Here is a 14,419-nt window from a genome sequence, read left to right as displayed (position 1 = left end):
TTTTATGACTGGGTGAGTGTTATTTTTATGTTCTATTTTACTGCCTGAGATTGCCATGTCCATCACCCGTTACCCCCAGCTTGCCCACTGGGGCGCTTACACCGCAGTAGTTGAAGATGGCAAACTTATCCGCTGCGAGCCATTTGCCGATGATCCTAACCCTTCACCGTTATTAGGATCCATCACGCCGATGGTTTATTCCGATAAACGTATCCGCAAACCGGCAATACGCCGTTCATGGCTACAGCAGCGGGAGAAAAGTGATCGCACTCTGCGTGGGCGGGAAGACTTTGTTGAGGTGGACTGGGATGTCGCGCTGGATCTGGTCGCAGAAGAAAATCGTCGGGTCAGGGACCGATACGGCCCTTCCGGGCTGTTTACGGGTTCCTATGGCTGGTCTTCTGCCGGGCGTTTACATCATGCCCGCTCATTAGTCCGACGTTTCTATTTCAGCGGCGGCGGCGGTGTTGATCAACTGGGCAATTACAGTTGGGGTTCAGCACAGTTCTTTCTCCCTTATGTGATTGGTACTTTTAGCCCACTCACCGGCAGGGTAACGTCATGGCCGAGTGTGGTAGAGCATTGCGAGCTGTTTATCGCGTTTGGTGGACTGGCACTGAAAAATGCCCAAGTATCCTCCGGTGGTTCGGCTGAACATTCATTAAAACCCTGGCTGGAGAAACTGGCACAAAAAGGTACGCCGGTGATTAACATCAGCCCGATGCGCGACGACTGCCCGGCCTTTGTTAATGCGGAATGGATACCGATTCGCCCGAATACCGACGTTGCGCTGATGCTGGCACTGGCTTATGAAATCCAGCGTTTTGACGGCCAGGATGAAGCATTCCTTGCCACCCATTGTGTGGGCTATGAGCAATTAGCTGATTACATTCGTGGGGTGAGTGACGGTATTGCTAAAACACCGGACTGGGCCAGTGAAATTACCGGTATTCCGGCGGCAAGAATTTCAAAATTGGCGCAGCAACTTATCGGTGTGCGTAGCTTTATGACCTGTTCCTACTCGGTACAGCGTGCACATCGCGGTGAACAGCCTTATTGGATGGTTATTGCGTTATCAGCCATGTTGGGGCAAGTGGGGCTTCCAGGCGGGGGGTTCTCATTTGGTCATGGCTCCATGAATGGTGTCGGTAATCCACGTATAGACACCCCTGGACCCAGTATGCCGGTGGGTAAAAACCCGTCAGGGCTGGCTATTCCGGTGGCTCGGATTTGTGACATGTTGCTGCAACCGGGGCAGTCTTACCAGTTTCAGGGGGAAACCCACACCTATCCGGATATTCATCTGGTGCACTGGGCGGGTGGGAATCCGTTCCACCATCATCAACAATTGAATCGGCTAGTGGAGGGGTGGCAAAAACCGGATACCGTCATTGTGCAGGATATCTGGTGGACTCCGGCGGCTAAAATGGCCGATATCGTGCTACCGGTAACCAGCTCGTTGGAACGTAATGATATTGGCGGGTCGTCACGGGATCGTTATGTCTTGGCAATGCATCAGGCGATTGCGCCACAACATCAGGCTCGTAACGATTTTGATATCTTCGCCGATCTGGCTGAACGCTTGGGTTATCGCGATACTTTTACCGAGCATCGTGATGAAATGGCGTGGATCCGGCATATCTATCAAGAGTGCGGTGTGGCACAACACCCACACGGGGTGGAGTGGCCTGATTTTGATACTTTCTGGCAACGCGGTCATGTTGATTTACCGGCACCACAGAAAGAGTTCGTCTTCTTTGATAGCTTCCGCGATGATCCACAGGCTAATCCGCTTCAGACCCCAAGTGGCAAAATCGAGTTATTCAGTGAGAAGATTGCCCGTTATCAGTATGACGATTTTGCCCCCCACGCTGAATGGCAGCCGCCGGTCGAATGGTTGGGTGCCCCGCAGGCTAAGCAGTGGCCGTTGCATCTTATCTCTATTCAACCGGAGGATCGTCTGCATAGCCAGCTTGATCCCGCGCCATTGGCGCAGGGCAATAAAACCGCAGGCCGTGAAACGCTGTATATGCATCCGCAAGACGCTCTCAGTCGTGAAATTACCGAGGGCAGTCAGGTTCAGGTGAGCAACTTACGCGGTAATTGTTTGGCGGGGGTTCGTATCACCGACGGGGTTACCCGTGGGGTGGTATTGATGGCAACCGGTGCCTGGTTTGATCCCGGCTTTGGTGGCAAGCAGCATAAAGTAGAACAATCTGGTAACCCCAATGTGCTGACTTTGGATATTGGTACCTCACGCCTGACCCAAGGCCCAAATGCGATGAGTTGTTTAGTTGAAGTCGCGCTGTATTAATAGGCTCTGCACTTCTATGAATTACAAACCTATTTCGCGTTTCTGACCATGTGCACTACTGGTTACACTTTGCGCGTAAATGTTGCGATTGTATGCTGGCTGTCGCCTCACAGAAACGGATACAGTAGTCATCCCAGAGGTATTAATTGGTGAATAATCAACATACGCTGTGTATTAAAAGCCCGTTTTTTATTTGCACCGACCTACGCAGATGCGTAGGTTTTTTTTTATTTCTGCTCTTTGCCGCAATTATCAGCCTCCTCTTAACGATATGTAAGTCACTATTATAGTATTCTCTCCCCTTCTTATTCATTGAGTTATAGAGAAATAGACATGGCTTATCGCTTGCTGCGCACTCTTTTTCGTTGGCTATTTCGTGTCACCATTGATGGTGTCACTGACCAGTTCACCCATCAAAAACTGATTATTACGCCGAATCATGTCTCTTTCCTTGATGGTGCTTTGTTAGCGCTGTTTCTACCGATCAAGCCGGTTTTTGCTGTCTATACCAGTGTTACTGAAAGCTGGTATATGCGCTGGTTGAAACCTTATGTCGATTTTGTGGCCCTTGATCCTACCAAACCAATGGCAATCAAACATTTGGTCAGGATGGTGGAACAGGGCAGGCCGGTAGTGATCTTCCCTGAAGGGCGTATCACCGTGACCGGTTCATTGATGAAAATCTATGATGGTGCTGCATTTATTGCCGCCAAATCAGGTGCTACGGTTGTCCCGATCCGCTTGGAAGGCCCTGAATTTAGTCGCTTTGGCCGCGCGGGGGGGGTTCTGAAAGTACGCTGGTTCCCAAAAATTAGCATTCATGTGTTACCGGCGACCACGTTACCCATGCCACAAGCTCCGCGCTCGCGCGACCGCCGGGTGCTGGCAGGTGAACAGTTACATGCCATTATGATGGCGGCACGTATGGCGATTGTGCCACGGCAAACTCTGTTTGAAGCGTTGCTGTCAGCACAAGCTCGTTACGGGCGTTTTAAACCCTGCATCGAAGATATTTCTTTTAAAGAAGACAGTTATCACACTCTGCTGAAGAAAATCCTTGGCGTCAGCCGTATTCTGCAACGTTTTACGGTGCAGGGTGAGCATATTGGGATGCTGCTACCGAATGCCACCATCACGGCGGCGGCGATTTTGGGTGCCTCTGTAAGTGGCCGTATTCCGGCCCTACTGAATTATACTTCGGGTGCCAAAGGGCTAAAGAGTGCGATTACTGCCGCGTCATTGAAAACTATCGTCACATCGCGTCAGTTTCTGGAAAAAGGCAAGCTGACACATTTGCCGGAACAGGTTACTGAGGCAAACTGGGTCTATCTGGAAGATGTAAAAGACACGGTTACCTTAGCGGATAAATTATGGATTTTATTCCATTTATGTTGCCCACTGCGGGCGATGGTGCCACAGCAGGCAGACGATAGTGCTTTGATTTTGTTTACCTCCGGCTCGGAAGGTAATCCCAAAGGCGTGGTACATTCACATGCCAGTATATTGGCAAACGTCGAACAGATCCGCACCATTGCTGACTTTATCCCCGCAGATCGCTTTATGTCATCACTGCCGTTATTTCATGCTTTTGGCCTGACGGTTGGATTATTCACACCGTTGATGACCGGTAGCCGCATATTTCTTTACCCGAATCCGCTGCATTATCGCGTAGTCCCCGAATTGGTGTATGACCGTAACTGCACCGTGTTATTCGGCACTTCTACCTTCCTCGGAAATTATGCCCGTTTTGCCCATCCGTATGACTTTGCCCGTTTGCGTTATGTGGTCGCTGGCGCTGAAAAATTAGCCGATAGCACTAAACAGATTTGGCAGGATAAATTTGGCATTCGCATTCTGGAAGGATATGGCGTCACTGAATGTGCCCCGGTTGTGGCTATAAACGTCCCTATGGCGGCGAAAGTGAATACCGTAGGGCGCATTGTGCCAGGAATGGAGTCCCGGTTGATCAAGGTGCCAGGTATAGAACAAGGCGGGCGTTTGCAATTACGTGGGCCTAATATTATGTGTGGCTATCTACGGGTAGAGGATCCGGGTGTACTGGAGCAACCCTCCGCTGAAAATGCACAGGGTGAGCTTGAGGCCGGTTGGTATGACACCGGTGATATTGTTGCCATTGATGAGCAAGGGTTCTGTACCATCAAAGGGCGGATAAAGCGTTTTGCCAAATTAGCCGGAGAAATGGTATCACTCGAAAGTGTCGAGCAGCTTGCACTGTTAATTTCACCGGAAGGGCAACATGCGGCGGCGACTAAAGCTGATAGCGCTAAAGGTGAAGCCTTGGTGCTATTTACCACCGACAGTGAGATTACCCGCGAACGCTTGATTAAAGTGGCACGAGAGGGCGGTGTGCCAGAGTTGGCCGTGCCGCGTGATATTCGGCTGGTGAAAGCCTTGCCCCTGCTGGGTAGCGGTAAACCTGACTTTGTTACGTTAAGTAAAATGGCACAAGACCCGGAGATGAGCTTATGAGTCAGCCAGAATTAACAGATAAGCCTTTGTTATCAAAAGGGATGGTTGCGGTACTTTGTGCTCAGTTTTTCTCGGCCTTTGGTGATAACGCTTTGTTGTTTGCCACGCTGGCATTAATTAAACAGCAGCTATACCCCGACTGGAGCCAGCCAATTTTACAAATGGCGTTTGTCGCGACCTATATTATTTTGGCCCCATTTGTCGGGCAGATTGCCGACAGTTTTGCCAAAGGGCGAGTGATGATGGTGGCTAACGGCTTGAAATTGGCTGGCGCACTGGTTATCTGCTTTGGTTTAAATCCGTTTCTGGGTTACAGCCTGGTGGGCGTGGGCGCAGCGGCTTATTCGCCGGCTAAATATGGCATTCTGGGTGAAATCACCTCTGGCGAGCAGTTGGTTAAAGCGAACGGTATGATGGAGGCATCGACCATTGCGGCTATTTTAATCGGTTCAGTTGCCGGTGGTGTGCTGGCCGACTGGCATTTAATTGCTGCGTTAGGTCTGTGTGCGTTGGTGTACGCCATTGCAGTGATTGCCAACTTATTTATCCCACGTTTAGCCGCCGCCCGTTCGGGCAGTTCATGGCGTCCTTGGGCGATGACCAGCAGCTTCTTCGCCGCGGGTCAGATCCTATGGCGTGATAGTGAAACCCGTTTCTCACTGGCGGGAACCAGCCTATTTTGGGGCGCAGGGGTAACGCTGCGCTTCCTGTTAGTGCTGTGGGTACCCGTCGCATTGGGGATTACCGATAACGCCACTCCGACGCTACTCAATGCCATGGTGGCAATTGGGATTGTGGTTGGGGCGGGTGCTGCGGCCCGCTTTGTGACACTTAAAACCGTGAAACGTTGTTTACCTGCGGGTGTACTGATTGGTGTGGTGGTGGCGATTTTCTCACTGCAACACAGTATGCCAATGGCTTATCTGCTGTTGATTATTATCGGGGTTTTAGGCGGTTTCTTTGTGGTTCCGCTGAATGCCTTGTTACAAGAACGTGGTAAAAACAGTGTCGGGGCGGGGAATGCAATTGCAGTGCAGAATCTGGGTGAGAATACCGCGATGCTGTTGATGCTGGGGCTATACTCGGTGGTGGTAAAACTGGGTGCGCCGGTGGTAGCCGTGGGTGTCGGCTTCGGCGTGATATTCGCACTGGCTATTGCTCTGCTGTGGGCATGGCAGTGGCGGCAACTACGGCGCAAAGCAGTTTAATCATTGAATCATTGAATCACTGAACAGGCCGCATCTGCGGCCTGAGGTTGATGACAACGTGCTCACCACGGAGAGAACAGGTAGGCAGTAAAGACGCCGTAAACCCATCCCTGGCGCGGACGCTTTACTCTTCTGCCTATCCTCACCGCCTAACATCGAGTCATCGGGGTTCGTCAGCCGTCTGAGGCCGCATTGGCTATTTGGACCTGGCGCAGCTTAAGGTGCAGGGAAGGTGAAGCGAGTATGGATCTCTTCCAATGCATTTAGCACTTCCTGGCTCAATACGACATTTTGGCTATCAATATTACTTTTCAGTTGTTCCAACGTGGTTGCACCTAACAGTGTGCTGGCAACGAAGGGTTGTTGCCGTACGAAAGCCAGTGCCATTTGCGCCGGATCCAGACCGTGGCGTTTTGCCAGTGCAACATACTCAGCGACCGCTAATTCGGCTTGTGGCCCAGTATAACGGGTGAAACGGCTGAATAAAGTATTACGGGCCGTGGCAGGTTTTGCGCCATTAAGGTATTTGCCGCTTAGGGTGCCGAATGCCAGACTGGAATAAGCTAGCAGCTCAACGCCTTCATGCTGGCTTATCTCGGCCAAACCCACTTCAAAACTGCGGTTAAGCAAGCTGTAGGGATTTTGAATTGAGATAATGCGCGGTAAGTCATGTTTTTCTGCCAGTTGCAGATAACGCATCACGCCCCAGGGCGTTTCATTTGATACGCCGATATAACGGATTTTACCGGCTCGCACTTGCTCGTTCAGGGCTTCTAATGTATCAAGCAAAGTAACCACGGCGGTTTGTTCGCTGTAGCGATAACTTAATTTACCAAAACAGTTAGTTTCCCGTTGTGGCCAATGTAATTGATAAATATCGAGATAATCAGTATTGAGGCGTCTGAGGCTATCTTCCAGCGCGCTGCGGATATTTTTCCGGTCCAGTGCCATATTAAGGCGGATCGGTTGATCACTACCTCGTGATGGCCCGGAGACTTTGCTGGCTAAAATGATTTTGTCTCGGTTACCGCGTGCTTTTATCCAGCTACCAATGTATCGCTCAGTTAACCCTTGGGTTTCTGGCCTTGGGGGGACTGGATACATTTCTGCGGTATCGATCAAGTTAATGCCGGCTGCAACGGCATAATCCAGTTGAGCATGGGCATCGGCTTCACTATTTTGTTCACCAAAAGTCATGGTGCCCAGACCCAGCAGACTGACTTCTAATGAACTGTGGGGGATACGATGATATTGCATTGCCGACCTTCCTTAATGTCTGAAATTATCAGGCTAAGTCAAACCCGCCTTATCCGACTATAACCAAGCGGCGCGACAGGGGGAAGCGTACAAGACAAAAGTGTGGAAAAAAACGGGAAATGGGTGTGGCGAACCGCACCCGAGAACATTATGCTTTTTTATTAGTAGGCTTGTTTTTTTTTCCGCGCATCAAATTCAGGGTTTCAACCCCCATTGAGAAGAACATGGCGAAGTAAATGTAGCCTTTTGGAATGTGGATCTGGACACTTTCTAACATCAGCGTGAAGCCGACCAGGATCAGAAAAGACAGTGCCAGCATTTTGACTGATGGGTGACGATTAACAAATTCGCCAATTGGCCTGGCGGCAAACATCATCACGCCCACAGAGATAACCACAGCTGCCATCATAATAAACAGATGATCCGACAGCCCGACTGCCGTTATTACCGAATCCAGGCTAAATATGATATCCAGTAGCATAATTTGCACGATGGCAGCGAAGAAAGAGCTGACATTACTGGTGTGTTCAGTATCACTACCCTCAATGGTTTCATGAATTTCTTTACTGGCTTTCCAAATCAGGAATAACCCCCCCAGTGACAGGATCAAGTCCCGCATGGAGACATCGTGACCTATCACCGTAAACAGGGGATGAGTTAGACGGATAACCCAGGCAATTGAGGCCAGCAAGGCCAGGCGCATTAACATGGCTCCTGCCAAACCTAGACGGCGGGCCTTGTTTTGTTGCGCTTTAGGTAATTTTGCGACCACCAACGAAAGGAAAATAATATTGTCTATTCCGAGAACAATCTCAAGAATAGTCAGAGTACCTAGCGCCAACCAGGCATTTGGATCGACAATCCATTCAAACATTGCGCTTTAGACCTTACGGAAACACAAAAACATAATTATACGCATTTATTCATTAATCGGAATAATAGGATTTATCTGTTAAAGCAAAAAGTGCCGGGCCAACATTGGGCCGGTAAAGGTTTTTTTCAGGTAAAAACCACGGGGTAAGGTCATGATAGGTTGCCCGTGTTCGCCGATAGCTTCTGTCAGTGCACGGCTATTAGCGGCTTTCGGGCGCAATTGTAATACCTCACCATGACGGGCAGTGATCGTTTCTACTTTGCCCAGAACGATAAGATCCATTAACTCTTCCCAGTCGCGACGCAGTAACTCTTCTTCTTCTGCATTCGGGCTCCACAGCAAGGGAGCACCCACTCTACGCTCAGATAAGGGGATTTGTCGTTCCCCTTCGACCGGTACCCACAAGACTCTGGCCAGTTTATGTCGTACATGGCTGCTTTCCCATGTGATACCGCTATTACCGGTCAGCGGAGCGACGCAAACGAAGGTGGTTTCCAATGGTTTACCCTGAGCGCTGATAGGAATAGTTTTCAACTCAATACCGATATCAGCGAAGTCTTGTTCAGGTTTACTGCCAGCACTGGCCCCCAGATAGAACTCCAATAGCATGCCAACCCAGCCTTTTACTCGCTTTAAATCTGCCGGGATGACCCATTGAGCACGGGCTGCCAGCTCGCCTAGGGTAAAACCCGACAAGGCCTGAGCACGTTGAAAAAGTTGATGTTCATCGACGGGCGGTGCCGGTGGCAGTGAATAAACAGACATTAGTGGAAACCTGCTAAAGTAGGTTAAAAAACAAGCTGAATTAAAAGTGACGGTATATGTATTGTTATTCAGTGCAGCAGAAATGAATAATAGCATGATTTAAAGGAAGTTTTCTTTCCTTCCACGGAGGAAAAACTTTTACTTTGATTATCTTGTACACCTGCTGACAGCAATAATGAACAGGATCTTACACCTATTTATCCACAGATTTATTGGATAACCTCAGTAAATCACGATCACTGGTTCAATTTACAGCCTTGACGACCGCTTTTTTTGCGAGTTTCCCCCTTTTTTGCATAACTTTACCTCATTATCTGTGGATAAAAACTACATTGATGGATCTTTAGCCAATTGCAGATCCAAAACGGATTTAGATCACATTTTAGTACCATGAATACCTGTGTGGAACCTGTTATTTTGTTGAAATCAATAGCTTATTTTTTTAGATATTTTTGTCGTATGATTACGTTAAAATGAGTTGTACCTGCTTTTCCCCTGAGTTCTACACACCTATATCCACAGAAAAAGTGAATAAAATGTCGAGCCTGACCCTTAGGGTGTTTATAACTTTGCTAATATCTGTGAGTTATCCCAGAGTTATCAGGTTTGGCTGGCTGATAAGCAGTGGTTTACCGCCTGTTGCTAGTGTGAAACAATCAGAGCATCTTTGAGTTTTAAGCTTATCGAGGTAGTCCGGTGATCGACGATGATGGCTACCGCCCGAACGTGGGTATCGTAATTTGTAATCGGCAGGGAGAAGTGTTGTGGGCCAGGCGTTACGGTCAGCATTCTTGGCAGTTTCCCCAAGGGGGGATAAACCCCGGCGAAACACCAGAGCAGGCAATGTATCGTGAACTTTTTGAAGAAGTAGGACTTCACAAAAAGGATGTCCGAATTCTGGCTTCAACCCGTAACTGGTTACGTTACAAATTACCCAAGCGTTTGGTGCGTTGGGATACAAAGCCGGTGTGCATCGGCCAAAAACAACGATGGTTTCTACTACAGTTAATGTGTAATGAAGCCGATATCAACATGCAACGCAGCAGTACTCCGGAGTTTGATGGCTGGCGCTGGGTCAGTTATTGGTATCCGGTGCGTCAGGTGGTGTCCTTCAAACGTGATGTTTATCGCCGTGTGATGAAAGAGTTTGCTGCAACCGTAATGCCTGTGCAGGAGGTCGCTCCGCCCCGGGTATCACCCGCTTATCGCCGTAAAAGAGGTTAAGTTAAGCCGATTATGCTCACGCGTTTGCGAGAAATAGTAGAGAAAGTGGCGATGGCAACCAGCCTAACGGATGCGTTAGAGCTGTTGGTCAATGAAACCTGTCTGGCGATGGACACGGAAGTTTGCTCGATTTATCTGGCAGACAATGACCGCCGTTGTTACTACTTGATGGCGACACGGGGTTTGAAAAAACCTCGTGGTCGCACCATTACGCTGGCTTTTGATGAAGGTATCGTCGGGCTGGTGGGGCGTTTGGCCGAACCCATTAACTTGGCTGATGCTCAGAGTCATCCTAGTTTTAAATATGTTCCGCACGTCAAAGAGGATCGCTTTCGCGCGTTTCTCGGGGTGCCTATTATCTATCGTCGCCAGTTGCTTGGCGTGCTGGTGGTTCAGCAATGTGAACATCGTCAGTTTGATGAGAGCGAAGAGTCGTTCATGGTCACGCTGGCCACGCAACTGGCGGGGATCCTATCTCAATCGCAACTGAATGCGATTTTTGGCCAATATCGTCAAACACGAATTCGCGCTTTGGCAGCGGCCCCTGGTGTGGCTGTCGCTGAAGCTTGGCAGGACACCTCGCAGCCTTCCCTTGATCTGGTTTATGAAGCCTCGACGCTCGATACTGTTCAAGAACGTGAGCGCCTGACCCAGGCATTAGAAGAAGCTGCGGCTGAGTTCCGTCGCTTCAGCAAGCGCTTTGCCGCCAGCTCACAAAAAGAGAGCGCGGCAATTTTCGATCTCTATTCCCACTTGTTAAATGATGCCCGTCTGAAGCGTGAGCTTTTCGCACAAATTGACGCCGGTTCTGTGGCGGAATGGGCGGTTAAACAGGTGGTGGAACAATTTGCCGCGCAATTTGCCACTCTGCAAGACACCTATATGCGCGAGCGTGCCAGTGATCTGCGGGCATTAGGCCAACGTTTGTTGTTCCACCTCGACGACAGTACTTCCGGGGCCAGCCAATGGCCTGAGCGTTTTATTCTGGTTGCCGACGAACTAACCGCCACACTATTAGCCGAGGTGCCACAAGATCGCCTGGCCGGTGTCGTGGTCCGTGATGGTGCTGCTAACTCTCATGCTGCCATTTTGGTGCGAGCTATGGGTATCCCGACAGTGATGGGCGCGGATATTCAGCCAGCGTTGCTTAATCAGCGGCTGTTGATTGTTGATGGTTACCGTGGCGAGGTGCTGGTTGATCCTGAGCCGCTGTTAGTCAAAGAGTATCAACGGCTGGTCACTGAAGAGATTGAACTCAGCAAACTGGCTGAAGACGATGTCGAACAGCCTGCGGCACTGAAAAGTGGTGAACGGATCCAGGTAATGTTGAATGCGGGTCTTAGCCCGGAACATGAACAATTACTGGGCGGGCGGGTTGATGGTGTTGGTCTCTACCGCACAGAAATTCCTTTTATGTTGCAAAGTGGTTTCCCATCGGAAGAAGAACAAGTTGCGCAATATCAAGGCATGTTACAGCTTTATCCTAACAAGCCCGTGACCTTACGTACTTTGGATATTGGTGCCGATAAACAACTGCCGTACATGCCCATCAGCGAAGAGAACCCTTGTCTGGGCTGGCGCGGTATCCGTGTAACGCTGGATCAGCCAGAGATTTTTCTGATCCAGGTCAGAGCAATGCTCCGGGCCAATGCCGGAACCGGTAACCTCGGTATTTTATTGCCGATGATTACCAGTCTGGAAGAAGTCGATGAAGCAAAACGCTTGATTGACCGCGCCGGGCGCGAAGTGCAAGAAGTTCTGGGGTATGAACTGCCACAGCCAAAACTGGGTGTGATGATCGAAGTGCCTGCGATGATCTTTATGTTGCCCTACTTGAAATCGCGGGTCGATTTTATCTCGGTTGGCACCAACGATCTGACCCAATATTTACTGGCAGTGGATCGTAACAATACTCGCGTCGCTTCACTGTATGACAGCCTGCACCCGGCGATGCTGCAAGTGCTTAGCCACATCTTGACACAGGCGACACAATCCGGTTTACACGTAAGTTTATGTGGTGAAATGGCCGGTGACCCGATGGGCGCGTTGTTGCTGGTCGGGCTGGGTTATCGCAATCTCAGTATGAACGGTCGCAGTGTGGCGCGAATTAAATACCTGCTGCGCAATATCGATTTAGCGGATGCGACAGCATTGGCCGAACGAGTATTGAGCGCCCAAATGACTACGGATGTGCGTCATTTAACCGCCGCATTTATGGAACGCCGTGGTTTAGGTGGGTTGATTAGGGGAGGCAAGTAACACAGTTGGATAGCGTGTTTTTGCTTTACAGAACTTTTCCTGAGGGAGTCCCAGACAACCCTTGGCCTATGCTATTATGCGCTACCTATAGCCCTAAACGGGCAGAACAATAATTTTCTCAAAACAAGTTATTTTCTTAAAACAAAAGACATTTCGTGGTGATCGATGAGCAATAGCTATCTGGCGTTTCCTAAGTTTGATCCGGTCATTTTTTCAATTGGCCCGGTTTCCCTTCATTGGTATGGCCTGATGTACTTGGTGGGTTTTGTCTTCGCCATGTGGTTGGCGGTTCGTCGGGCAAATAAGCCCGGCAGCGGTTGGACCAAAGAAGAAGTTGAAAACCTGCTGTACGCCGGGTTCCTTGGGGTGTTTGTCGGTGGGCGAGTGGGTTATGTTCTGTTCTATAACCTACCGATGTTTCTCGATAATCCGCTGTATCTGTTTAAGGTATGGGATGGCGGTATGTCATTCCACGGTGGTTTGATTGGCGTTATCTGTGTGATGCTGTGGTTTGCCCGCCGCACCAAGCGCAATTTCTTCCAGGTTGCTGATTTTATTGCTCCTCTGATTCCTTTTGGCTTGGGTGCCGGTCGTTTGGGTAACTTTATCAATGGTGAGCTATGGGGCCGTGTCACTACCGATGCGCCATGGGCGATGCTATTCCCAACCTCTCGAGGTGAAGATATTGCGATCGTGGCCGCTGATCCGGCTAAATGGCAGGCGATATTCAACCAATATGGTGTATTGCCACGTCATCCTTCACAACTGTATGAAATGATCCTTGAAGGGGTGGTGTTGTTTATCATCCTGAATTTATTTATCCGCAAGCCGCGCCCGATGGGCAGTGTATCGGGCCTGTTCCTGATTGGTTATGGTGCGTTTCGTATTATCGTGGAATGCTTCCGCCAGCCAGATGCTCAACTCGGCTTGTTCGACGGCGTGATCAGCATGGGACAGATATTATCTGTGCCTATGATTTTGGCCGGCATCATTATGATGATTTGGGCGTATCGTCGCCCTGTGCAACAACTTTCGTGAGGTAACATGAAACAGTATCTGGATTTGATGAAAAAAGTGCTGGAAGAAGGCACCCCTAAAGCTGACCGTACCGGTACCGGTACGGTGTCGATTTTCGGGCATCAGATGCGTTTCAATTTACAAGATGGCTTCCCATTGGTAACCACCAAACGCTGCCACTTGCGCTCAATTATTCATGAGCTGTTATGGTTCCTCAATGGTGATACCAATATCGCCTATTTGAAGGAAAATAATGTCTCAATCTGGAATGAATGGGCTGACGAGAACGGTGACCTTGGTCCGGTATATGGCAAGCAATGGCGTGCCTGGGGTGCTGCCGATGGCCGCCAGATTGACCAACTGAGCAAGGTTGTTGAACAGCTCCAACAAGATCCAGACTCACGTCGTATCATTGTTTCTGCGTGGAATGTCGGTGAGCTGGACCAAATGGCGCTGGCACCGTGCCATGCTTTCTTCCAGTTCTATGTTGCAGATGGCCGGCTTTCTTGTCAGCTATATCAACGTTCTTGTGATGTGTTCCTCGGCTTGCCATTTAACATTGCCAGCTATGCGCTACTGGTGCATATGATGGCGCAACAATGTGATTTACAGGTGGGTGATTTTGTCTGGACCGGTGGCGATACACACCTGTACAGCAACCATATTGAGCAGACAAATCTGCAATTAAACCGTGAGCCGCGGGCATTGCCGCAACTGATTATCAAACGTAAACCTGCTTCATTATTTGATTATCGTTTCGACGATTTTGAAATTGAAGGCTACGACCCTCACCCAGGCATTAAAGCGCCGATTGCTATCTAGTTCTGATCGGAGCCGCAATGGCTCCGATCAGCGTCATGACCAACCTATTCTCTATTACCAGCATCTTCCCTGCCATAAAAATGCGAGCCGTGCCGCACTCTTTTTTGCATTTATGTCGGCGTTAATAAAATTTTGCGCCCCGTTTCCAGCCCTGATAATTAGCCACTAGACCTCAAATTCCAGCCGCGT

General features: G+C 49.6%; 10 protein-coding genes. 7 read left to right on the top strand and 3 right to left on the bottom strand.

Translation table 11 applies throughout. From position 1 onward, the window contains the following. Positions 1-55 precede the first annotated feature (55 nt). The 3 genes from AEP37_RS06960 (at position 56) to lplT (ending at position 6,012) form a co-directional block, all read left to right on the top strand. Positions 56-2,314 (top strand): molybdopterin guanine dinucleotide-containing S/N-oxide reductase, encoded by a 2,259-nt coding sequence (locus AEP37_RS06960; protein ID WP_049611815.1) that lies wholly within the window; start codon positions 56-58, stop codon positions 2,312-2,314. 333 nt (positions 2,315-2,647) lie between these two features. Beyond that, a complete protein-coding gene (aas, locus tag AEP37_RS06955; protein WP_049611813.1) occupies positions 2,648-4,804 on the top strand; it encodes a bifunctional acyl-ACP--phospholipid O-acyltransferase/long-chain-fatty-acid--ACP ligase in 2,157 nt (718 codons plus the stop codon). Further along, complete coding sequence (gene lplT, locus AEP37_RS06950; protein WP_049611811.1) at positions 4,801-6,012, top strand: lysophospholipid transporter LplT; 1,212 nt, start codon at positions 4,801-4,803, stop codon at positions 6,010-6,012. Before aas ends, lplT begins: the two co-directional genes overlap by 4 nt. A gap of 216 nt (positions 6,013-6,228) precedes the next feature. On the opposite strand, the gene AEP37_RS06945 is transcribed toward lplT, so the two are convergent. The 3 genes from AEP37_RS06945 to mutH form a co-directional block, all read right to left on the bottom strand. Further along, positions 6,229-7,269, bottom strand: coding sequence for an NADP(H)-dependent aldo-keto reductase (locus AEP37_RS06945; RefSeq protein ID WP_049611809.1), 1,041 nt, complete (start codon positions 7,267-7,269; stop codon positions 6,229-6,231). Between the two features lie 148 nt (positions 7,270-7,417). Continuing rightward, the gene (locus AEP37_RS06940; protein ID WP_049611807.1) at positions 7,418-8,143 is read right to left on the bottom strand and encodes a TerC family protein; all 726 of its coding nucleotides are present in this window, start codon (positions 8,141-8,143) and stop codon (positions 7,418-7,420) included. A 78-nt stretch (positions 8,144-8,221) separates the two neighbouring features. Further along, positions 8,222-8,908, bottom strand: coding sequence for a DNA mismatch repair endonuclease MutH (mutH, locus tag AEP37_RS06935; protein ID WP_049611805.1), 687 nt, complete (start codon positions 8,906-8,908; stop codon positions 8,222-8,224). 696 nt (positions 8,909-9,604) lie between these two features. Here mutH and rppH point away from each other — a divergent pair. The 4 genes from rppH (at position 9,605) to thyA (ending at position 14,230) form a co-directional block, all read left to right on the top strand. Then, positions 9,605-10,132 (top strand): RNA pyrophosphohydrolase, encoded by a 528-nt coding sequence (rppH, locus tag AEP37_RS06930; protein WP_049611803.1) that lies wholly within the window; start codon positions 9,605-9,607, stop codon positions 10,130-10,132. A 12-nt stretch (positions 10,133-10,144) separates the two neighbouring features. Beyond that, positions 10,145-12,391, top strand: a complete 2,247-nt coding sequence (ptsP, locus tag AEP37_RS06925; protein ID WP_049611801.1) for a phosphoenolpyruvate--protein phosphotransferase — start codon at positions 10,145-10,147, stop codon at positions 12,389-12,391. A gap of 165 nt (positions 12,392-12,556) precedes the next feature. Continuing rightward, positions 12,557-13,429, top strand: coding sequence for a prolipoprotein diacylglyceryl transferase (lgt, locus tag AEP37_RS06920; protein WP_049611799.1), 873 nt, complete (start codon positions 12,557-12,559; stop codon positions 13,427-13,429). A 6-nt stretch (positions 13,430-13,435) separates the two neighbouring features. Beyond that, positions 13,436-14,230: a thymidylate synthase gene (thyA, locus tag AEP37_RS06915; protein ID WP_049611798.1), complete on the top strand. Its 795-nt coding sequence runs from the start codon at positions 13,436-13,438 to the stop codon at positions 14,228-14,230. Positions 14,231-14,419 lie beyond the last annotated feature (189 nt).

It is taken from the genome of Yersinia pekkanenii (genome assembly GCF_001152565.1).
Taxonomy (GTDB): domain Bacteria; phylum Pseudomonadota; class Gammaproteobacteria; order Enterobacterales; family Enterobacteriaceae; genus Yersinia; species Yersinia pekkanenii.
This window is presented reverse-complemented; position numbering and strand designations above follow the sequence as displayed.